Consider the following 20,130-nt stretch of genomic DNA (forward strand, 5'->3'; position numbering starts at 1 on the left):
AGGCAAACGCTCAACGGACGCGGGATGGAGCAGCCCGGTAGCTCGTCAGGCTCATAACCTGAAGGTCGTAGGTTCAAATCCTACTCCCGCAACCAATGTCTTATGAAGAAAAGCAAACGCTTAGCCTCGCTACCCGCGAGGCTTTTGCGCTTCAGCTGGCCTGAAGGCAGACCTCCCCCCCTGCACTGGCCGCAGCTAGCGCAGTATGCCCCAGGCTCCCGTCCCGTGGGAGACTACTGGAGCGCACCGCTCGCCCTGTTCCAGGATCAGACCGTGCGCATCAGTCGCAAGGCGTCGTAGATTGCTGCATGGGTGTTGCGCGCGGCCACGGCGTCGCCGATGCGGAAGAGCTGATAGGCGCCGCTCGGGTTTCGCGTGGCCGTTTGCGGCTGGCCGGCGATCAGCGCTTCGTAATCGACTTCGCCCTGATTGGTCGCGTCTTCGCGCAGGTCGAAATAGATGTCGTCGAGCGGGCGGGTGCCGTGATTGACGACGACTTGATCGACCTGCCGCTCGCGGGTGAAGGTGCCATAATCGCTGCCGACGCTCGCGACCAAACCGTTGCCGTCTTTCGCCACGCCCGTCAGTTTCCAAAGCACGGTGAAGGTCACGTCGCGGGCCTGCAATTCGCGCAAGGACGGGGTCAGGGACATCGCCATGACCTCGGAGGAGAAATTGCGGTCGCGCGTCATGACCTCGACCTTGGCACCGCTGGCGGCGAGGGTCTCGGCGGCCTGCAGGGCGGCGTAGTCGCCAGCGTCGTCATAGATCAGCACGTTGCTGCCGGGGCGGGCGTTTCCCGACAGGATGTCCCAGGACGAGACGACGAGATCGTCGCCTGCATCCAGCACCTCGGTATGCGGTAGGCCGCCGGTCGCGATCACCACGACATCGGGCTGTTCAGCGCGGATGGTGTCCGCGTCGGCATAGCTGTTGAACCGGAAACTCACGCCGAGACGCTCGCACTCGGCGAAACGCCATTGGATCAGCTGGATCATCTCGTGGCGGCGCTTGGATTGCGCGGTCAGCCGGACCTGCCCGCCGGGATCGTTGGCGGCCTCATGCACGATGACCGCATGGCCGCGTTCCGCAGCCACCCGGGCGGCCTCGAGCCCCGCCGGACCGGCGCCGACGATGACCACGCGGCGCGCCGCATCGGCCTTGGCGATCTCATGGGGGACCTCCAACTCGCGCCCGGTCGAGGGGTTGTGCAGGCACAGCGCCATGCCGCCCTGATAGATCCGGTCGAGGCAGTAATTCGCGCCGACGCAGGGGCGGATACGCTCTTCCTCGCCGCGCATGATCTTGGCAACGATATGCGGGTCGGCCATATGGGCGCGGGTCATGCCGACCATGTCGAGCTTGCCTTCCACGATCGCGTGGCGCGCGGTGGCGACATCCTGAATCTTGGCGGCATGGAAGGTCGGGAACTGGGTGGCGGCGCGGATCTCTCCGGCGAAATCCAGATGCGGCGCGCTGCGCATGCCCTGCACCGGGATCACGTCGGTCAGGCCCGCATCGGTGTCGATATGGCCCTTCACCACGTTGAGGAAATCGACCATGCCGCTGTCTTTCAGACGTTGCGAGATTTCCAGCCCCTCTTCGCGGGTGATGCCGCCGGGCAGGTCCTCGTCGCCGGTGTAGCGCACGCCCACGATGAACTCCTCGCCCACACGCGCGCGGATCGCTTTCAGCGTGTCGAAGGTGAAGCGCAGACGGTTCTCGAGGCTGCCACCATAGGGGCCGTCCAGATCGTTGGTCAGAGGCGACCAGAACTGATCCATCAGGTGGCCATAGGCTTGCAGCTCGATCCCGTCGAGCCCCGCCGCTTTCATGCGTTCTGCGGCGTCGGCATAGTCCTCGATGATGCGCGCGATGTCCCAATCCTCGGCCTTCTTCGGGAAGGCCTTGTGCGAGGCCTCGCGCTCATGGCTCGACGAGACGACCGGAAGCCAGTCGGCCTTGTCCCAGCGGGTGCGGCGCCCGAGATGGGTAAGCTGGATCATGACGGCGCAGTCGTGCTCGTGGCAGGCATCGGTCAACTCTTTCATCCAACCGACGACCTCGTCTTTCCACGCGAGGATGTTGTTGAAGACCGGCGGGCTGTCGCGGGCGACGGAAGCGGAGCCCGCCGTCATCGTCAGCGCCACGCCCGCGCGCGCCCGCTCGACATGATAGGCGCGGTAGCGATCCTTGGGCATCCCGTCCTCGGGGTAGGCGGGCTCGTGGCTCGTGATCATCAGGCGGTTCTTCAGCGTCAGATGCTTGAGCTGATAGGGCTGCAGAAGCGGATCACTGGACATGGGCGGACTCCTTGAGGTCGGGTCTTGAGGGTAGGGGCGTCAGGCGTCGATCGAGACGTCGCCGATCGGGTTCGAGCAGCAGGCGAGAACGTAGCCTTCCTCGATCTCGTCATCGGTGATGCCGCCATTGTGGACCATGTGGACCTGACCGCCCTTGGTCTTGATCTTGCAGGTGCCGCAGACCCCGAAGGTGCAACCAGACGGCAGCGGCACGCCCGCAGCTTTCGCGGCGGCGAGCAGGGTCTCGGTCTCCTTGATCTTCGCGGTCTTGCCGGATCTGGCGAAGGTGACCTCGACGGCGGCATCCTCGTCGGGGGTCACGTCGTCTTCGGGCTCGACGGGGCGGTCGGAGGTCGGTGCGTTGAAGCTCTCCTGATGGTAGTGGTCCATGTCGAACCCCAGCCCTGTCAGCGCCTCGCGTACCGCGCGCATGAAAGGCTCGGGGCCGCAGCAGAACACCTCGCGCTCGAGATAATCGGGGGCTGCGAGACCGAGGATCAGCTGGTTCAGCTGCCCCTTGATCCCGGTCCAGGGCGCGTAGCGATCCTGTTCCTCGACCACCCAGGTCAGCGCGATCCCCGGCAGGCGCGAGGCCATATGCTCCAGCCGCTCGCGGAAGATGATCTCCGACGGACGACGCGCGCAGTTGATGAAAACGATGTCCGGGTCGCTGCCAGCGTCATAGAGCTGCGTCGTCATCGACATCATCGGGGTGATGCCGGAGCCTGCCGAGATGAACAGGTATTTCGACGCCGGATGAACGACGTTCGAGAACATCCCCGCCGGTCCCAGAGCCTTGATCCGCATTCCGGGGCGCAGATTGTCGAGCATCCAGCGCGTGCCGAGCGAGTCCGGCTGCGCCTTGACCGTGACGGTGAGCGAGGTGGGGCGCGATGGCGAGGAGGAGATCGTGAAAGTCCGGTGTAGCGGGCCGCCCGCCACCGGCAATTCCAGCGTCACGAACTGCCCGGGATTGAAGTGGAACAGCGCGCCCGAGGGCGGACGAAAGGTGAAGCTCGCCGTATTCGGGGCCTCGGGAAGGAAGTTGACGCATTCCAGCGGTTCGTCATCGGTCCAGAACTGAAGGAGCGGTTGAGCGGTTGCAGCCATGAGCCTACTCCGCCGCGACGCTGCGCGGGGCAATCGCGCGGGTCATGGTGTCGGCATACCAGTCGACGAACTGGATCACGCCCGACTCCCAGTCCGGGCTGTAGGGGCCCGGCGTATAGGCGGGAGAGTTGATGCCGCGCTGGTTGTCCTCGACGATCTCGCGGTCCTGATCGTTGGTGGCGATCCAGACTTCAGTCAGACGATCCAGATCGTAATCCACCCCCTCGACCGCATCGCGATCCACGATCCAGCAGGTCGTCACCTCGGTTTGCGTGGGGCTGATCGGCATCACCCGGAAGGTCAGCGTGATGTCGGGCAGGAAGTGGTTCCAGGTCGACGGGTAGTGGAATTTCAGAAGCGATCCCGCATCGGGCAGGGCGACGCGACCGAGGGGACGGCGCACCGCCGCCTGACCGTCCATCGTGTAGCTGACGGCATTGTCCTGCAGCGGCATCCGCGCCAGCCGGTATTGGCCGTCGCCACCCAGACGGAATTGCGCCGGTGCGCCCGCCGCCTCGCAGCGGTCGAAATGCCCCTGAAGCCGGGCCGAGATCGAACCATCGGCGGAGACGCCCGCGACTTCCGGGTCGAGCGGGAAGGAGTTGCACAGCTCGGGGTGGTTGCTCGAGCAGTGATAGCACTCGCGGTTGTTCTCCCAGACCAGCTTCCAGTTGCCTTCCTCGATGATCGACGAGGTGAAGGCGACCTTGCCCCGGTGCAGGTCGTGGACCTCCAGATAGGGGCGCGCCATGGCCGCGAAGGCTTCGAAATCCGGGGCGTCGTCGGCCAGACAGATATAGATCAGGCCGCAGAGATCGCGGGTCTGAACCGCGTGCAGGCGATGCTCTTTCGGGTCGAACTCCGGCCCCATCTCGCGCGCCCAGAGCAGGCTGCCATCGAGATCGTAGGTCCATTGGTGATAGGGGCAGACGAGCTTGGCCACGCGACCGCCCGAGGCCTTGCACAGGATCGAGCCGCGGTGGCGGCAGGTGTTGTGAAAGCCCCGGATCTCGCCGTCGCTGCCCTTGACCAGAATGACGTCATAAGCCCCGATCTTCAGCCGCGCATAGTCGCCGGTCTTGACCAGCTGACAGGCCGGAATCGCATAAAGCCACTCGCGGTAGTAGATATGCTCGAGATCCTCCTCGAAGATGCCCGGGTCGGTATAGAAGGCCCGGTCGAGAGAATACCCGGGTTTGCGATGTGCGAGCAGATCGGCAAGAGGAGGTGTCACGGGCGCGGCCTTTCCTATCCAAGCGTGATTTCACCTCATTTCAAATTTGCTTTTTCGTGCCTCTCAACGTCATAAATATTCATCCCGGGTGAGTTCAGCTCACCTAAGACATATTTCGACACGGAATGGTTCGAAACCGACATCATGCAGCGCCCCTATGATCTTCCCTCGCTTAGCTCACTGAATTGTTTCGAGGCTGCTGCCCGAAAATTAAGCTTCAAGGCGGCGGCGTCAGAGCTGAACGTGACCCCGACGGCCGTCAGCCATCAGATTCGGGCGCTCGAGACGGAGCTTGGTCAGCAACTGTTCCGCCGCCAGCATCGCGGCGTCGAATTGACCGAGGCGGGGGCCTATCTTTTCAACGCCGTGCAGCGCAGCTTCGAGGCGATATCCGACGTGGTGAGGGATATGCGCGGGCCTGTTGCGGAGGACGACGTGATGGTGCTGGCGTCGACCGCGGTCAGCTCTTTGTGGCTCACTCCCAAACTGACGGAATTCTGGCTGAACCATTCCGACATCAACGTCTCGCAGATCGTCAGCGACGCCGTGGATTTAGAGGCGACCGTCGATCTGAGCCTGCATTACGGCGAGTTTCCCCAGGGGGACGAAAGCTGCACGCAGCTTTTTCAGGACCGTATCTGCGCGGTGGGCTCGGAGGCTTTTGCTGCGCGCTATGCCATCACCTCCGCGCATGACTTGCACCGCATCCCGCTGATCCACATCACGCGCGAGCGCCATCGTTGGACCGAATGGCCCGATTGGCTGTCCGAGCTCGGCGCTCCGCAGCCGACCGGCAAACGGATCACCGTCAACAACTACATGATCGGGCTGCAGATGGCGAAGGAAGGCGTCGGCGCTCTGCTTGGCTGGGACGGCCTGGTCGGCCACCTGATCGAGGCCGGAGAGCTCGTCGCGCTTGGCGCGGAAAGCGTGGTGTCGCCACAGTGCTTCTACATCAAAGTTCACCGTCGCGCTTCCGCAAAGGCGAAGAAATTCCGCGACTGGCTGGTTGCGCAGAGCGTCACGCAGGCGGACGGCTGACTGGAGACTGCCGCGAGGGTTCGCTCGCTTCGAACGCATCGCACAGGCACGCGCCACGTTCCTAAGCGCTCAAGCGTGAAGGTTTAGGGCCGGGGGGGGGGGCACCGCCCGTGAGCGGTCGCGCCGACAAAGAAGGCTCAGAGGCCGCAATTCTCAGGTTTTGCTCTCATCCGGTTCCCCGGCGACTTCGGGATCGTTGTAGTCGTTGGGGTCGAAGTCGTCAGGGTCGAACGCGTCCTCTTCTTCCGCGATGCCGGTCACGTAGGAAGTTCCCGTTTCTTCATCGAAGATCAGACCGTAATTCGCGCGTCCCTCCGATCTGAACCGGAGAAACTCGTGAATGCCCGCGTAGAGTGCGACGAACAGGAAGGGCAAAAGTATCACTGCAGCGAGTATCTGAGCGCTGATGGCGGACCTCCTCCGGGCTGAACAGCAAAGGCGGATTGTCTGTGGCTGCAAGCCGGGTCAATGAAACAGCAGGCTAACATCATCTGGATGCAGGTTCGAGCACTCGGACGTTCAGTGTGACCTGCATCTGAGCAAAAAAGATGGGTCAGCGGACCGTCGAGGTCAAGGCTGGGCGCGGGCAGGGACTCCGCTTTCGCACCCCGCGTCGACTGCCGGAGACCCCGCCGTCTCAGGCGTCGACGGGTTTCACCTTGGGCGGGATCGGGGCCTCGGACGGGTCGATCCCGTGTTTCTGCAACGCCTTGTGCATGTAGCTGCCGCGCCGCGGGCGGTTGTTCTCGGCCTCTTCCAGACGCGGCTTCATCCGGCGTGCCCACATATGCACCGCATATGTGTCGTCGGTGAGGAAATCCGTCTCCACATCGAAGCGCGACATGATCATCTTGTTCCGGTTCTTGAACGGGATCGGATAGAAGGCTTGTTGCGACAGGGTATGGTCCCATTCGCCGGTTTCGCGCAGGAAGTGGCTCAACGCGGCAGGGCCAGTCAGCCCCCATTCCTGTTCCGAGAAATGCACCGGTTCGCCGCGGTCGCGGGCCGCACGCAGTTCCTCTTGCTGCTCTTCCTTCAGCCATGGCCCGATTGCGTAAGGATCGGCCACGAAATCCAGCAGCCCGCGCAGCGTCTGCGACTCCGCTGGCAAGCGCATCACCGCGTTGCAGATCAGGTGCGGCTTCTCCAGTCCGAACACGTAATCATCTTTGAAATCGAAGGGCTTCACGCAGAGCACATCGGCATCGACCCAGATGTAATCGGTCTTCTCCATCAGATGCAGGCGCCACAGATCGGCATGGATCGCGGGGCTGCCGGTGCGCTTGTGGCGGATGATCTCGTCGCCCGGGAAGATCTCGCGCGCATCGCGCAGGGTCACGCCGGGCGGGGCGTTCGGGATCAGGTTGTAGCAATAGAGCAGCGTATCATGGCCCGCGTCGACGAAGGACTTCAGGCTCAGCTGTTCGAGCCAGGACAGGCGGTCTCCGATCCACAGGGTCGCGATCGTCGGCAGTTGGGACAAGGGTAGGCTCCTGATTGGAAAGGTCTTTCGCGGCGGTCAGGCTGCGCGGGGGCGGTATCCGGTAAGTTCGGTGGAGACGTCGGGCGTCCAACGGGGGCGAGAATGCACGAAATCTCGTTCACAATATGACGGGTTCGATCCATTCCGCATTCTGCGGCTCAGGCCACGTTCTGCGCTCCGCTTCCCTGTTGCCATAAAAGTGCCCGATCTCTCTGGTTTTTCTTATGTCGTTCTCGCCGTGACGATAGCACCAAACCATCCGTATGTAATTGATCGGCGCAAGAAAAAATGTCAGACCTCAATCGATCCCGAGCAGGAAAAAGCGATCTCGATGGCCGATGATTTCGAAGACGACGCCGCAGGCGATGAGTCCGGGCTCGAGGAGAAGCTGCCCGATTGGTATCGCGAGATTTTCCCCGCAGGGCCCCGTGACGGCTTCTATGAAAAGCTGGGCGAACACGCGCTGATCCATGTCGCGCGCGACCCGGCCACGCTGGTCGTGACGTTCGATAACCTCTCGGATGCGGGCTATCCCGGCTACGACATCCGGCCCTGGGCCGAGAAATTCATCCGCGACAATGGCTGGAGCCATCTGGGCGTGGTGGCGCAGGGCCCGACATGGTTTCGCGACGCGCGGCTGATCGCCCGGATGGAGGCATTGCGTGATCAGGGCTTTTTCGAAGGATACGCACGGGTCGTGATGACGGGCACCTCGATGGGCGGCTTCGGCGCGCTGGCCTTCGCCGATCTGGCGCCGGGCTGCGAGGTGGTGGCCTTCAGCCCGCAGACGACGCTCGCGCGCGATCTGGTCCCGTGGGAGCGGCGCTTTGCCCGCGGGCGCGATCAGGACTGGTCGCTGCCGCGCTCGGATGCAGCGGAGCATAGCGGCGGTGCGGCCAAGGTCTGGGTGGTCTGCGATCCGTTCCTGCAAGAGGATATGCAACAATTCGAGCGTCTGACGCGCGATAACGTCACGCTGCTCAAGGCATTCGGGCAGGGACACAAGACGGCGCTGGTGCTGCGCCGGATGGAGCTTCTGAAGGCGGTCATTGCGCGCGCGGTCACGGGCGAGCTGAGCGAGGATTGGTATTATCGGTCGACCCGAGGCCGCAAGGACATCTACCTTTACCGCAAGGTGATGGAGGACCATCTCGCCAGCCGCGGCAAGGAACATCGCATCCCGCGTCTGGTCGCGGCCTTCAAGGCGCGCAGGCAGGCGCAAAGACAGGCGCGCGCCGCGACGACCTCGCCCGGGTCATAACGCCTTTTGAGGTGTGATACGCCGGGGCAGGGCGGCTTGGCTGCGTCTCAGCGTGTTGTCACCTCGCGCAGCCGGGCGGCCTCATGCATCATCGCGGTCAGCCGGGCGACCTCTGGGCGTTCGGTCATCTCGTGCTTCATCGTCAGCCCGACCGCGCCCGACATGAACTGCGCGCCCAGCGGCAGGCTCACCAGAAGCCCCGAGGCGAGTTCGCGCGCCACCACGCCGCGCGAGATGAACCACAGCATATCCGACCCTTCCAGCAGCCCGAGCCCGGTCGCGAGCGACACGGTCTCGATCGGGCAGCGCGGCTCGGTGATGCCTTGTGCGCCCAGATAATCATCGACGATGCGCCGAATGATCGCGCCGCGCGTGGGCAGGATCACGTCGCATCGGCGCAGCGCCTCGGGGGCGGGGCTGTTCGCGAAGGGATGGCCCGCGCGCGCCGCGAGGATGACCTCTTCCTCATAGAGGAAATCGAAGCGCAGCCCCGGCATGTCTCCCGCCGCCGGCATCCGCCCGATCATCAGGTCCAGCGCACCCGACCGGATGCGGTCGAGCAGATACAGGTTTGGCCCGGTGCTGATCGAGAGCCGCGTGCCCGGATGGGCGCGGCTGAAGTCGAGCGCGACGCCCGGAAAGATCGAGCCCGCCACGGTCGGCAGCGCGCCCACATTGATCACGTCGCCGATCCCGTCGCCGCTCAGCGCAGCGGCGCCTGCCTCAAGTTCCTGCAGCGCCTGTATCGCGTGGCGGCGAAACGCCTCGCCCGCGGGCGTCACGGTCAGGCGCCGTCCACGCCGTTCCAGCAGCGCGCCGCCCAGCATCGCCTCCATCTCGGAGAGGGTTTTCGACAGGGCAGGCTGTGAAATCCCCTGTTTGCGTGCCGCAGCGGAGACGCCGCCCGCCTCGATCGTGTCGAGAAAGGCGCGGATGTGCCGCAGCTTGAGACCTTTATGCATAGCCATGGGGTTATGGATTAACGTGCATTTTATATTTGGCTCAAGCGAAAACTTCAGAAAAGATTATGGCGGGAGGAAGAGGATGCACGCACTTATTTGCGACTGGGGGCATATCCATTACCGCGAAGACGGTGTGGCACAGGGCGTTCCGGTTATATGTCTGAACTCGCTGGGCACCGATCTGCGGATGTGGGATGGGCTTGTCGCCCCGCTCTCCGGCTATCTTCTGGTGCGCATGGACAAGCGCGGCCACGGGCTGAGCGCGACCTCTGACGCCACCCCCACGATCACCGATCTGGCGCGCGATGCATTGGCGGTGGCCGATCATCTGGGCATCGAGCGGGCGGTTTTCGTCGGCTGTTCGATCGGCGGCATGATCGCGCAGGAGATCGCGCGGATCGCCCCCGAGCGCGTGCGCGCGCTGGTTCTGAGCAACACGGCGGCCAAGATCGGCACCGAAGAAAGCTGGGCCGAGCGGATCGCCACCGTGGAAACTCAGGGCCTGCCTGCGATGGCGCAAGGCGTGATCGAGCGCTGGTTCGGTCCCACCTTCCGCGCCCATCCTGATTGCGCGCTCTGGGTGACGGCGGTCGCGCGCACCGCCGCCAAGGGCTATGCGAATTGCTGCGCGGCGCTCGCCGGGGCCGATCTACGCGACGCTCTGCCCGAGATTTCCGCCCCGACCCTCGTGATCGCGGGCAGTCATGACGGCGCAACCCCGCCCGAGCAGGTCATGGAGATGGCCGCCGCCATTCCCGGCGCGCGGGCCGAATTGATTGAAGGCGCGGGGCATATTCCCGCAATCGAGGCGCCCGAGCAGGTGGCGCGCCTCATTACTGAATTTCTGAAGGAGCATGAGCGTGTCTGAGCGATATGAAGCAGGGATGGAAACGCGCCGTCGCGTCTTGGGCGACGCCCATGTCGACCGCGCCGATGCGGGCAAGACCGAGTTCGACGCGCCGTTTCAGGAATTCATCACCGAGGGCGCCTGGGGCTCGGTCTGGTCGCGGCCCGACCTGACGCCGCGCGAACGCTCTATCGTGACGATCGCGCTTCTGGCGGCGCAGGGCAATCACGAGGAGATCGCGATGCATACCCGCGCCACCGCCAACACGGGGGCCACGCCGGAAGACCTGCGCGAAGCGATGCTGCATGTCGCGGTCTATGCGGGCGTGCCGCGCGCCAATCACGCGATCAAGATCATCAAGGAAACGCTGAAGGAGATGGGCCAATGACCGGTCGTTTGATCCCCCGCGAGGCCGGTATCCATCCGCCTCTCTTCACGCCAGCCTACAAGACCTCGGTGCTGCGCAGCCCGCAGCGCGCGCTGATCGCCTTCGACAGCTCGCCCAGCGAGGAGACGGGCCCGACCTTCGGCCATATGAAGCTCGGCGCGCTCGATAACGACCTGCTGCTGAACTATGCCCGCCCCGGCACGAGTGCCATCGGCGAGCGGATCATCGTGCACGGTCGGCTTCTGGACGAGAACAACCGGCCGATCCCGAACGCGCTGATCGAGATCTGGCAGGCCAATGCGGGCGGGCGCTACCGTCACAAGAAAGACGGCTATCTGGCGGCGCTCGATCCCGATTTCGGCGGCTGCGGGCGCACGATTACCGGCGAAGACGGCTCCTATGCGTTCCGCACCGTGAAGCCCGGCGCCTATCCGTGGCCCAATGGCCCGAACGAATGGCGCCCTGCCCATATCCACTTCTCGATCTTCGGCCACAGCTTCGGCCAGCGCCTGATCTCCCAGATGTATTTCGAGGGCGATCCGCTGATCGCGCGTTGCCCGATCGCGCAGACGATCCCCGACAAGGCCGCGCTCGACCGGCTCGTCGCGGCGCTCGACATGAGCGAGACGAAACCGATGGACGCGATTGCCTACCGCTTCGACATCGTGCTGCGCGGCCACCGCCAGACCCATTTCGAGAACCGTCCGGAGGGCATGTAATGGTGCAGAAATTCGACAAGCCGATCCTGACGCCCTCGCAAACGGCAGGGCCTTACGTCCATATCGGTCTGGTTCCCGAAGCCTGCGGCATCGAGGATGTGCCCTTCGAGACGCTGGGCCGCGAGATCGCCGGGCCGGAGGCGAAAGGCGACCGGATCAAGATCACCTGTCGCGTCGTCGACGGGGGCGATCTGCCGCTGCGCGACTGTCTGGTCGAGACCTGGCAGGCTGACGCCGCCGGGATCTATCCGGGGCAGGAGGGGGCCGACCCGGCTGTCTCCGGTTTCGGCCGTATGCCCGCCGATTTCACCACCGGCGAGATCACCTTCGAGACGATCAAGCCCGGCGCGATTGCGCTTTCGGGCGACCGCAAAACTCCGCCGCATATCTCGTTCTGGATCTTCGCGCGCGGGATCAATCACGGGCTGCACACCCGGATGTATTTCCCCGAGGACGATCTGTCGGGCGACCCGCTTCTCGCGCGGATCGAGCATCGTGACCGGATCGCCACGATGGTCGCTGAAGCGACCGGCCCGGGCGAATACCGCTTCGAAATCCGTCTGCAAGGTGCAGGCGAAACCGTCTTCTTCGATATCTGAGCCATGACCCAGGACCCTTGCATCATCTGTGTCGCGATCACCGGCTCCGTGCCGCAGCAATCCGACAACCCCGCCGTGCCGATCACGATCTCCGAGCAGATCGAGTCGACGCAGGCCGCGTTCGAGGCGGGCGCGACCATCGCGCATTGCCATGTGCGCAACGAGGATGGCTCGCCCAGCTCCGACCCCGACCGCTTCGCGCGGCTGATGGAGGGGCTGCACCAGCATTGCCCCGGCATGATCGTGCAGCTCTCCACCGGTGGCCGGTCCGGCGCGGGCAAGACGCGGGGCGGGATGCTGCCATTGCGGCCCGACATGGCCTCGCTCTCGGTCGGGTCGAACAACTTCCCGACGCGGGTCTATGAGAACCCGCCGGATCTGGTCGATTGGCTGGCCTCCGAGATGAAGACCTACGACTTGCGCCCCGAGATCGAATGCTTCGATCTCAGCCACATCTTTCAGGCCGCGAAACTGGTCGGCGACGGGCGGCTGCCCGCGAATGTCCATGTGCAATTCGTGATGGGCGTGAAGAACGCGATGCCGGTCGACCGTGCGGCGTTCGATTTCATGCGTGAGACCCGTGCGCGGGTGCTGCCCGAGGCGACATGGTGCGCCGCGGGCGTCGGGCCGGGGCAGGCGATCGTCAACCAATGGTGCATCGAGACCGGCGGGCATTGCCGCACCGGGCTGGAGGACAATATCCGGCTGGATCGCGACACGCTCGCGCCGTCGAATGCGGCGCTGGTCCAGCGCACGGTCGATCTGTGCGAAAAGGCGGGCCGTCCGGTTGCCACATGGCAGCAGGCGCGCGAGATCCTCGCGCTGCCGATGAAGGGGGCCGCATGAGCCTCTCGCCCCTCGACAGCCCGCTCTGGTCCGGTCTCTACGGCGATCCGGAACTGGGTGCGATGCTTGGCGATGCCGCTTTGTTGGCGGCGATGGTGCGTGTCGAGGTGGCGTTGGCCGAGGCCTGCGCTGCCGAAGGCGTCGTGTCCGAGGCTGCCGCCGCCGAGATTGCGGGAAAGCTGCATGGCTATCAGCCCGATCCCGCGACGCTGGCCGAAGGGGCTGCGCGCGATGGCGTACCGGTTCCCGCGCTGCTGGGCGATCTGCGCGGCAAGCTGTCGGAAGAGGCGGGGCAGGCGCTCCATTGGGGGGCGACCTCGCAGGACATCATCGACAGCGCGACGGCGCTTGTGATGACGCAGGCGCTCGCCGTGATCGCGGCGCGGTTGCGGGGCGTGATCCGCACGACCGGCGCGCTGGCCGGGCGCGAGGCCGAGACGGTGATGGCCGGGCGCACCCGCAGCCAGATTGGCCTGCCGGTGACTTTCGGCGCGCTGGTGGCGTCCTGGGGCCAGCCGCTGATCGACGCAACCGCGCGTCTGGCGGTGATGCAAGGCGCTGGGCGGATTTCGTTGCATGGCGCAGTCGGCACCGATGCGGCGCTGGGCGACAAAGCGCAGGCGGTGCGCAATCGCGTGGCTGCGGCGCTGGGCCTGCAGGCCGAGGATCAGCCCTGGCACAGCCGCCGCGATGCGATAGCCGCGACCGGGGCGCAGGCGGTGCTGCTGACCGGCTCGCTGGGCAAGATCGGCACCGATGTCGTGACGCTCGCGCAATCGGGGATCAACGAGGTGCGGATCGCGGGCGGTGGCTCGTCCACCATGCCGCATAAATCGAACCCCGTGGCCGCCGAGGCGCTGATCGCACTCGCCCGTCACGCGGCGCATCTGCAGGTAAGCCTGTTCGAATCCGCGCTGCACGGTCAGTTCCGCGACGGCGCCGCCTGGGCGCTGGAATGGATGAGCCTGCGCCCGATCCTCGTGGCCTGCGGCGCGTCGCTGCGCCTCGCCGGAGAGATGCTGGACGGGCTCGAGGCCGACGCGCCTCGGATGCGCGCCAATCTCGAGGCGGCGGGCTTCGGCCCCTATGCCGAGCGCGCGATCTTCACGCTCGCCAAGACGCTGCCGCGCAACGCGGCGAAATCGGCGGTGCAAGAGGCGATGGCTGCACCCGATCCGGTGGCGGCACTGCTGGCCGCCCATCCCGAACTCGACGGGGACACCCTGACCGATCCGCTTCTGGCGGCAGGGCAGGCCCCGGCGCAGGCGCGCGCTTTTGCGCAGCGCTGCAATGACCTTTGCGGAGGAAACGCATGAAGACTCAAGTCGCCATCATCGGTGGGGGCCCGGCCGGGCTGCTGCTGTCGCAATTGCTCGACCTGCATGGGATCGAGAGCGTCGTGCTGGAACGGCGCTCGCGCGACTATGTTCTGTCGCGGATCCGGGCCGGGGTGCTTGAACAGGGCACGGTCGATCTGCTGCGCGCCGCCGAAGTGGGCGCGCGGATGGACCGTCAGGGCGAAATCCATGACGGGGTCGAGATCTCGTGGCATGACGAGCGGCTCAATATCGACATCAAGGACCTGACGGGCCGCGGCGTGATGGTCTATGGCCAGACCGAGGTGACGCAGGACCTGTATAACGCCCGCGATGCGCGCGGCGGCACGGTGCTGCACGAGGCCGAGGTGACCGCAATCGAGGGGATCGAAGGCGACGGTGTCACCGTGCATTTCACCCATGAGGGCGAGGCCAAGACCCTGACCGCCGATTTCGTGGCGGGCTGCGACGGGTTCCACGGCCCCTCGCGCAAGGCGATCCCCGAAACCCACCGTCAGGAATTCGAGCGCGCCTATCCGTTCGGCTGGCTCGGCCTTCTGTCGGAGACGCCGCCCGCCGCGCCCGAGCTGATCTACGCGGCCCATGATCGGGGCTTTGCGCTGTGTTCGATGCGCTCGCCCACGCTGAGCCGCTATTACGTGCAGGTGTCGCTGAGCGAGAAGCTGGAAGACTGGCCCGCCGAGCGGTTCTGGGACGAGCTGCGCACCCGCATCCCGGCCGATGTGGCCGAGACGCTGGTCACCGGCGAGCCCTTGGAGATGTCGATCGCGCCGCTGCGCAGCTTCGTCTCCGAGCCGATGCGCCACGGGCGTCTGTTCCTTGCGGGCGACAGCGCCCATATCGTGCCGCCGACCGGCGCGAAAGGCCTGAACCTCGCGGCGTCCGACGTCTACTATTTGCACCGCGCCTTCGATCGGTTCTACAACCACGGCACGTCCGAAGGGCTCGACGCCTATTCCGAGACGGCGCTGTCGCGGGTCTGGAAATGCGAGCGCTTCTCGTGGTGGATGACCTCGATGCTGCACGATTTCCCGGAAACGGGTGCGTTCGAGCGCCGGATGCAGCGCGCGGAATTCGAGTATCTCCAGATGTCGGAGACCGCACGCAAGAGCTTTGCCGAAAACTACGTGGGCCTGCCTTACTGACAGGCCGAACCGCCCCCGCGCGAGGGGCATAAAGGGAGGAAATAACGATGAAATTTACGAAACTGCTGGGGCTGAGCGCCGCGGCGATGCTTTGGGCAAGCGGGAGCTTCGCACAGGAGATCACCCTCAAGCTGCACCATTTCCTTGGCGCCAAGGCGCCGGTGCAGACGCAGATGCTGGAGCCTTGGGCCAAGCGCGTCGAAGAGCTGTCGAACGGCAAGGTCAAGATCGACATCTACCCCGCGATGACGCTGGGTGGTCGCCCGCCGGAACTCGTGCAGCAGGCACGCGACGGCGTGGTCGATCTGATCTGGACGCTCAACGGCTACACGCCCGGTCTCTTCCCGCGCACCGAGGTGTTCGAACTGCCGACCGTCTTCAACAACGACCCGGCCGCGACCAACCTCGCGATGCGCGACATGTTCGATAAGGAGCTGAAGCAGGAATACGAGGACAAGGGCCTCGAAGTGATGTTCCTGCACGCCCATGCGGGCAACGGCATCCACACCGTGGATACCCCGGTTCACAGCCCCGCCGACGTGAAGGGCATGAAGCTGCGCACGCCGTCGCGCACAGGGGCCTGGGTGATCGAGGCGCTGAACGCGCAGCCGGTCGCGATGCCGGTGCCGGAACTGCCGCAGGCGCTCTCGAAGAAGGTCGTCGACGGTGCACTGATCCCGTGGGAAATCATTCCCGCGCTGAAGCTGCAGCAGCAGACCCAGTACCAGATCGAAGGTCAGGACCATTGGCGTCTGGGCACCTCGATCTTCCAGGTGTCGATGAACAAGGCGAAGTGGGACAGCCTGCCCGATGACGTCAAAGCGGCGTTCCGCAAGGCCTCCGACGAGGCGTGGCTGAAGCAGGTCGGTGATATCTGGCGCACCAGCGACAATAACGGGATCAAGGCCGCCGAAGCGGATGGCAACGAGCTGATCACGCTCTCGGCCGATGAGACCCAAGCCTTCAAGGACGCGATGCAGCCGGTCGTCACCCGTTGGGAAGACGAGGTGAAAGGCCAAGGCATCGACGGTCCGGCGCTGGTGAAAGAAGCCCGCGAGCTGACCGCTGAAGAAGAAAAGAACCTGGCGAGCCAGTAACCAACGGAGCGGCGACGAACATGCATTCTGCAACTGAGACTTTCTTGCGCAAGGCGATCTATGCCTGGGCCCTCGCCGGAGGCGGGGTGCTTGCAGCGATCGTCGCCGTAAACGTCTGGACCGTGGTGGGCGGCTTTATCGGGCTGCCCTTCGCGGGAGACTTCGAGCTGACGGAGATGGGGGTCGCCATCGCGGCCTTCATGTTCCTGCCTTACTGCCAACTGGCCGATCAGAACGTGACCGCGGATATCTTCACCTCGAAACTGAGCGCCGCCGTGCAGCGCCGCTTCTCGTCGATCGGCTCGGTGCTCGCGCTGGGCTTCGCGGCGCTCCTGCTGTGGCGGATGTATTTCGGGATGCTTGATCAGAAATCCTATTCGCTCGCGACCACGATCCTGCAGATCCCGGTCTGGTGGGCCTACCTTCCCGCGCTTGCTTCGCTGGCGCTACTTTTCATCGCCGCAGCGCTGAGCCTGCGGGACAACTGGACGGGGCGTGCCTGATGGACCCGATTACTCTCGGCCTGCTGGGCCTCGCCATTCTCGTGGGGCTCATCGTGATGCGTGTGCCCATCGCCTATGCGATGATCGTCGTGGGCGCTGGCGGCACCGCGATCATCAACGGCCCGGCGATCCTGCTGAGCCAATTGAAGACGCTCGCTTACGGCCAGTTCTCGATCTATGACCTCTCGGTCGTGCCCATGTTCGTCCTGATGGGGGCGCTGGCCACCAAGACGGGCCTGTCGCGTGATATGTTCCGCGCCGCGAACGCGTGGTTCGGCTGGATGCGCGGCGGCACAGCGATGGCCTCGATCGCCGCCTGCGCGGGTTTCGGCGCTGTCTGCGGGTCGTCGCTCGCCACGGCCTCGACGATGGGCAAGGTCGCCCTGCCGGAGCTGGAGCGCTACAACTACTCGCCCGCACTCGCGACCGGTTCGGTCGCGGCAGGTGGGGTGCTGGGCATCCTGATCCCGCCCTCGGTGATCCTCGTGATCTACGCGGTGATCGTCGAGGCCAATATCGTCACCATGTTCATGGCCGCTCTGATCCCCGGTCTGATCGCGGTCGTCCTGTTCCTGATGACCATCGCGATCTATGTCCGCCTCGTGCCGAGCGCAGGCCCCGCGCAGGGCGTGTCGGACAAGGCCGAGTTCTGGGCGGCCACGCGCGGCGTGCTGCCGGTGCTGGGCATCTTCGGCGTCGTGATCGGCGGCATCTATGCGGGCTTCTACAACCCGACGCCCGCCGCTGCGATCGGTGTCTTCGCGGTCTTCGTCTACGGGCTCTTCCGCGGACTGATGTCGCGCGAGGCGATGCGGTCGTCGATCCTCGAGACGGCGGGCACGACGGGCATGATCTACCTGATCCTGCTGGGGGCCGAGCTGCTGAAGATTTTCATGTCGCGGGCAGGGGTGCCGCAGGCGGCTGCCGATATGGCGGTGAATTCCGGCCTGCCGCCGATGATGGTGATGGCGATCCTGCTGATCGCGCTGATCGTGCTGGGCTGCCTGATGGACTCGATGTCGATGATCCTGCTGGTGCTGCCCTTCTTCTGGCCGGTGCTGGTCGAGATCAATGGCGGGCTCTACCAGATGGCGGACGGCTCTGGCTTCGGCCTCTCGACCGACGAGCTGAAGGTCTGGTTCGGTATCCTCGCGCTTGTCGTGGTGGAACTGGGACTGATCACGCCGCCTGTGGGGATGAATGTCTTCGTGATCTCGGCGCTGGCGAAGAACGTGCCGATGGGCACCACCTTCCGCGGTGTCTTCCCGTTCTTCCTGTCCGAGCTGGTGCGTGTCGCGCTTCTGCTGGGCTTCCCGGCGCTGACGCTTTGGCTGCCGCGGGTGCTGGGCGGCTGAGCCGCCCGAGATGAACGGATGAGATAGAACGGAGGGCGGAGGCGCCCCCCGTTTCGCATTCAGCCCGCGCGCATCGGGGCGAGGGCCTTGTGTTCGACCCCGATCCGGACCCAGAGCATCGCCGCGTTCAGAACGGTGAACAGCACTGCGACCCAGAGCAGGTCCAGCACCATCGGGGCCACGAAGATCTCGGCCACGACCAGCATGTAGTTGGGATGCGAGACGTATTTGAACGGCCCGCGCGCGACCAGTGGCTCGTCGAGGATGATCACCCGCGTCGTCCAGCGCGCGCCGAGGCTGGTGAGGATCCAGACGCGCAGAACCTGCAGGACCGCGAAGAGGGCGAGCCAGCCGAGGTGGACCGGCTGGCCGAGCCCGAAGACGATCAGGCAGAGGATCCACGCGCTGTGCATCGCGACCATCATCGGGTAATGCGACGCGCCGACCTCATGGGCCCCGCGCGCCAGAAGCCGGGCGGTGTTGCGCTTGGCGATCACCAATTCGCTCAGCCGTTGCACGACGATGAAAGCCAGGAACAGGAAGCTCGGGAGGACCATCAGGCGGCCTCCCTCTCGCTTTGGGCCGGACCGACATGGAAGGGCAGGAAGGAGGCGGTGAAGCCGGGACCGAGTGCGCAGCCCATCATCTGCCCGGTCTTGCCCGCGTCCAACACCGCCCGCATCACGAACAGCATCGTCGGTGCGGACATGTTGCCCGCCTCGCGCAGCACGGCGCGTTCGGCATCCAGAACGCCCTGTTCCAGATGCAGCGCGCCTTCGATCGCCTCCACGACCTTCGCGCCGCCGGGGTGGCAGACATAACGGTCGATCTCGTCATGGTCGAGGTTCGCGGCCTTGAGCGCGCCATCGGCTGCTTCCGCGAACTCGGACGTGACGAAGCCCGGGATCGAGCGGTCGAAGATCACGCCGAAGCCGATCTCGTCCACGTCCCAGCCCATGATGTCGAGCGTGTCGGGCCATGTTTTCTGGTGGCCTTGGCCAAGCGAGATCACCTGACCCGCGCCCGGCGCTTCAGTGCTGATACAGGCCGCAGCCGCGCCGTCCGCAAACAGCACGGCCGCCACGATATCGGCCTTCTGCATCCGGTCCGCGCGGAAGGACAGCGAGCAGGTCTCGACCACGACGAGCAGCACCTTCGCTCCCGGACGCCCCGCGGCGATGGATTGCGCCGTCGACAGCCCCGAGACGCCGCCCGCGCAGCCCAGCCCAAAGATCGGCACCCGCATGATGTCATTGCGAAATCCCATCTCGCCGAGAACCTGCGCCTCGAGCGAGGGCGTCGCGAGCCCGGTCGAGCAGACCGTGACCACGCAATCGACCTCCGAGCCCTGCCAGCCTGCGGTGTCGAGGGCCGCCTGCGCCGCGTCGATGAACAGCGCCTTCGCGCCTTCCATGAAAGCCGCGTTGCGATCCGCCCAGCCGTGCTCTTCCGAGAACCAATCGATCGGCACGACCGAATAGCGCCGATCGATCCCGGCCGTGTCGAAGGTCTTCGATAGCCGCTCGAATTGCGGGTAGGTCTCGCCGAAGATGATCTCGGCGCGCTTACGCACCTCGGATTGCGCGAGACAATGCGGCGGTAGCGCAGTCGAGAGACCGTGGAGATAAACTGACATGGCAATTCCTTTCCGCTGAAGGCTGATGCTGGTCAGTCCTTGAGGAAACTTTTGAAAAACTCGGGGGCGCGTTTGGATTGCCCTGCAAGTCAACGGACGAGAGGGACCTTTGGTTCAGCTGCAAGGAAAGGGAGCTGGCGCCGGGCGGCGAAGCCGGGTCGCTTAACAGTCGCGCGTAACAGCATGTGAATAGGGGATTTTCTTCGATAGGCGCGCGCGGCGGTTTTGTCTTCAACACCAAGCTGTGATCGCAATGGGGCGATG

Annotated in this window: 20 protein-coding genes and 1 tRNA gene; 13 read left to right on the plus strand and 8 right to left on the minus strand. The window is 65.0% G+C overall.

What is annotated here, in order from left to right; genetic code table 11:
• The first annotated feature begins 18 nt into the window (after positions 1-18).
• Positions 19-95, plus strand: a tRNA-Met gene (locus F8R15_RS19065).
• Between the two features lie 171 nt (positions 96-266).
• Here the strand turns inward: F8R15_RS19065 and F8R15_RS19070 are convergent.
• Genes F8R15_RS19070 through F8R15_RS19080 form a run of 3 tightly spaced genes read right to left on the minus strand, consistent with a single transcriptional unit; the run spans position 267 to position 4,647 of the window.
• Positions 267-2,303, minus strand: a complete 2,037-nt coding sequence (locus F8R15_RS19070) for an NADH:flavin oxidoreductase (protein WP_152845654.1) — start codon at positions 2,301-2,303, stop codon at positions 267-269.
• A 39-nt stretch (positions 2,304-2,342) separates the two neighbouring features.
• Complete coding sequence (locus tag F8R15_RS19075) at positions 2,343-3,413, minus strand: hybrid-cluster NAD(P)-dependent oxidoreductase (protein ID WP_152845655.1); 1,071 nt, start codon at positions 3,411-3,413, stop codon at positions 2,343-2,345.
• A gap of 4 nt (positions 3,414-3,417) precedes the next feature.
• Positions 3,418-4,647: an aromatic ring-hydroxylating dioxygenase subunit alpha gene (locus F8R15_RS19080; protein WP_368731098.1), complete on the minus strand. Its 1,230-nt coding sequence runs from the start codon at positions 4,645-4,647 to the stop codon at positions 3,418-3,420.
• A 144-nt stretch (positions 4,648-4,791) separates the two neighbouring features.
• Between F8R15_RS19080 and F8R15_RS19085 the strand changes: the two genes are divergently transcribed.
• Positions 4,792-5,688: a LysR family transcriptional regulator gene (locus F8R15_RS19085; RefSeq protein WP_152845656.1), complete on the plus strand. Its 897-nt coding sequence runs from the start codon at positions 4,792-4,794 to the stop codon at positions 5,686-5,688.
• Positions 5,689-5,841: 153 nt separating this feature from the next.
• On the opposite strand, the gene F8R15_RS19090 is transcribed toward F8R15_RS19085, so the two are convergent.
• Complete coding sequence (locus F8R15_RS19090) at positions 5,842-6,072, minus strand: hypothetical protein (protein WP_332836450.1); 231 nt, start codon at positions 6,070-6,072, stop codon at positions 5,842-5,844.
• Between the two features lie 253 nt (positions 6,073-6,325).
• Positions 6,326-7,171 (minus strand): hypothetical protein, encoded by an 846-nt coding sequence (locus F8R15_RS19095; protein ID WP_152845658.1) that lies wholly within the window; start codon positions 7,169-7,171, stop codon positions 6,326-6,328.
• Between the two features lie 331 nt (positions 7,172-7,502).
• Between F8R15_RS19095 and F8R15_RS19100 the strand changes: the two genes are divergently transcribed.
• On the plus strand, positions 7,503-8,432 hold the full coding sequence (locus F8R15_RS19100) for a hypothetical protein (protein ID WP_152845659.1): 930 nt from the start codon (positions 7,503-7,505) through the stop codon (positions 8,430-8,432).
• Positions 8,433-8,479: 47 nt separating this feature from the next.
• Here F8R15_RS19100 and F8R15_RS19105 read toward each other — a convergent pair whose 3' ends face one another.
• Positions 8,480-9,400, minus strand: a complete 921-nt coding sequence (locus F8R15_RS19105; RefSeq protein WP_152845660.1) for a LysR substrate-binding domain-containing protein — start codon at positions 9,398-9,400, stop codon at positions 8,480-8,482.
• 76 nt (positions 9,401-9,476) lie between these two features.
• On the opposite strand from F8R15_RS19105, the gene pcaD reads away from it, so the two are divergent.
• Genes pcaD through F8R15_RS19155 form a run of 10 tightly spaced genes read left to right on the plus strand, consistent with a single transcriptional unit; the run spans position 9,477 to position 18,230 of the window.
• Entirely contained in the window at positions 9,477-10,262 is a 786-nt protein-coding gene (pcaD, locus tag F8R15_RS19110) for a 3-oxoadipate enol-lactonase (RefSeq protein WP_152845661.1), read from the plus strand.
• Entirely contained in the window at positions 10,255-10,629 is a 375-nt protein-coding gene (gene pcaC / locus F8R15_RS19115) for a 4-carboxymuconolactone decarboxylase (protein ID WP_246831894.1), read from the plus strand. The genes pcaD and pcaC overlap by 8 nt, the downstream gene beginning before the upstream one ends.
• Positions 10,626-11,348 carry a protocatechuate 3,4-dioxygenase subunit beta gene (gene pcaH, locus F8R15_RS19120; protein WP_152845662.1) on the plus strand — a complete coding sequence of 241 codons (723 nt, stop codon included), beginning with the start codon at positions 10,626-10,628 and terminating at the stop codon, positions 11,346-11,348. Before pcaC ends, pcaH begins: the two co-directional genes overlap by 4 nt.
• Positions 11,348-11,947 carry a protocatechuate 3,4-dioxygenase subunit alpha gene (pcaG, locus tag F8R15_RS19125; protein WP_152845663.1) on the plus strand — a complete coding sequence of 200 codons (600 nt, stop codon included), beginning with the start codon at positions 11,348-11,350 and terminating at the stop codon, positions 11,945-11,947. Before pcaH ends, pcaG begins: the two co-directional genes overlap by 1 nt.
• Before the next feature lie 3 nt (positions 11,948-11,950).
• Positions 11,951-12,793, plus strand: a complete 843-nt coding sequence (locus F8R15_RS19130) for a 3-keto-5-aminohexanoate cleavage protein (protein WP_152845664.1) — start codon at positions 11,951-11,953, stop codon at positions 12,791-12,793.
• Positions 12,790-14,109: a lyase family protein gene (locus F8R15_RS19135; RefSeq protein WP_172976269.1), complete on the plus strand. Its 1,320-nt coding sequence runs from the start codon at positions 12,790-12,792 to the stop codon at positions 14,107-14,109. Before F8R15_RS19130 ends, F8R15_RS19135 begins: the two co-directional genes overlap by 4 nt.
• A complete protein-coding gene (gene pobA / locus F8R15_RS19140; RefSeq protein WP_152845666.1) occupies positions 14,106-15,275 on the plus strand; it encodes a 4-hydroxybenzoate 3-monooxygenase in 1,170 nt (389 codons plus the stop codon). Before F8R15_RS19135 ends, pobA begins: the two co-directional genes overlap by 4 nt.
• A 47-nt stretch (positions 15,276-15,322) precedes the next feature.
• Positions 15,323-16,372, plus strand: a complete 1,050-nt coding sequence (locus F8R15_RS19145) for a TRAP transporter substrate-binding protein (RefSeq protein WP_083077499.1) — start codon at positions 15,323-15,325, stop codon at positions 16,370-16,372.
• A 20-nt stretch (positions 16,373-16,392) separates the two neighbouring features.
• Positions 16,393-16,875, plus strand: a complete 483-nt coding sequence (locus F8R15_RS19150; protein WP_098411275.1) for a TRAP transporter small permease — start codon at positions 16,393-16,395, stop codon at positions 16,873-16,875.
• A complete protein-coding gene (locus F8R15_RS19155; protein WP_078521001.1) occupies positions 16,875-18,230 on the plus strand; it encodes a TRAP transporter large permease in 1,356 nt (451 codons plus the stop codon). The genes F8R15_RS19150 and F8R15_RS19155 overlap by 1 nt, the downstream gene beginning before the upstream one ends.
• A gap of 59 nt (positions 18,231-18,289) precedes the next feature.
• On the opposite strand, the gene F8R15_RS19160 is transcribed toward F8R15_RS19155, so the two are convergent.
• Both F8R15_RS19160 and F8R15_RS19165 read right to left on the minus strand, forming a co-directional pair.
• Positions 18,290-18,787 carry an isoprenylcysteine carboxyl methyltransferase family protein gene (locus F8R15_RS19160; RefSeq protein WP_152845667.1) on the minus strand — a complete coding sequence of 166 codons (498 nt, stop codon included), beginning with the start codon at positions 18,785-18,787 and terminating at the stop codon, positions 18,290-18,292.
• Positions 18,787-19,866, minus strand: a complete 1,080-nt coding sequence (locus F8R15_RS19165; protein ID WP_152845668.1) for a type III polyketide synthase — start codon at positions 19,864-19,866, stop codon at positions 18,787-18,789. Before F8R15_RS19165 ends, F8R15_RS19160 begins: the two co-directional genes overlap by 1 nt.
• Between the last annotated feature and the right edge of the window lie 264 nt (positions 19,867-20,130).

It is taken from the genome of Thioclava sp. JE_KL1, from assembly GCF_009296265.1.
Classification (GTDB): domain Bacteria; phylum Pseudomonadota; class Alphaproteobacteria; order Rhodobacterales; family Rhodobacteraceae; genus Thioclava.

What these genes read in the sequence shown, in the direction of transcription:
- F8R15_RS19150 (WP_098411275.1), top strand. Translation starts at nt 16,393, where the DNA reads ATGCATTCTGCAACTGAGACTTTCTTGCGCAAGGCGATCTATGCCTGG.
- F8R15_RS19160 (WP_152845667.1), bottom strand. Translation starts at nt 18,787, where the DNA reads ATGGTCCTCCCGAGCTTCCTGTTCCTGGCTTTCATCGTCGTGCAACGG.
- F8R15_RS19135 (WP_172976269.1), top strand. Translation starts at nt 12,790, where the DNA reads ATGAGCCTCTCGCCCCTCGACAGCCCGCTCTGGTCCGGTCTCTACGGC.
- F8R15_RS19130 (WP_152845664.1), top strand. Translation starts at nt 11,951, where the DNA reads ATGACCCAGGACCCTTGCATCATCTGTGTCGCGATCACCGGCTCCGTG.
- pcaD (WP_152845661.1), top strand. Translation starts at nt 9,477, where the DNA reads ATGCACGCACTTATTTGCGACTGGGGGCATATCCATTACCGCGAAGAC.
- pcaG (WP_152845663.1), top strand. Translation starts at nt 11,348, where the DNA reads ATGGTGCAGAAATTCGACAAGCCGATCCTGACGCCCTCGCAAACGGCA.
- F8R15_RS19145 (WP_083077499.1), top strand. Translation starts at nt 15,323, where the DNA reads ATGAAATTTACGAAACTGCTGGGGCTGAGCGCCGCGGCGATGCTTTGG.
- F8R15_RS19155 (WP_078521001.1), top strand. Translation starts at nt 16,875, where the DNA reads ATGGACCCGATTACTCTCGGCCTGCTGGGCCTCGCCATTCTCGTGGGG.
- F8R15_RS19075 (WP_152845655.1), bottom strand. Translation starts at nt 3,413, where the DNA reads ATGGCTGCAACCGCTCAACCGCTCCTTCAGTTCTGGACCGATGACGAA.
- F8R15_RS19070 (WP_152845654.1), bottom strand. Translation starts at nt 2,303, where the DNA reads ATGTCCAGTGATCCGCTTCTGCAGCCCTATCAGCTCAAGCATCTGACG.
- F8R15_RS19085 (WP_152845656.1), top strand. Translation starts at nt 4,792, where the DNA reads ATGCAGCGCCCCTATGATCTTCCCTCGCTTAGCTCACTGAATTGTTTC.
- pcaH (WP_152845662.1), top strand. Translation starts at nt 10,626, where the DNA reads ATGACCGGTCGTTTGATCCCCCGCGAGGCCGGTATCCATCCGCCTCTC.
- F8R15_RS19105 (WP_152845660.1), bottom strand. Translation starts at nt 9,400, where the DNA reads ATGGCTATGCATAAAGGTCTCAAGCTGCGGCACATCCGCGCCTTTCTC.
- F8R15_RS19100 (WP_152845659.1), top strand. Translation starts at nt 7,503, where the DNA reads ATGGCCGATGATTTCGAAGACGACGCCGCAGGCGATGAGTCCGGGCTC.
- pobA (WP_152845666.1), top strand. Translation starts at nt 14,106, where the DNA reads ATGAAGACTCAAGTCGCCATCATCGGTGGGGGCCCGGCCGGGCTGCTG.
- F8R15_RS19165 (WP_152845668.1), bottom strand. Translation starts at nt 19,866, where the DNA reads ATGTCAGTTTATCTCCACGGTCTCTCGACTGCGCTACCGCCGCATTGT.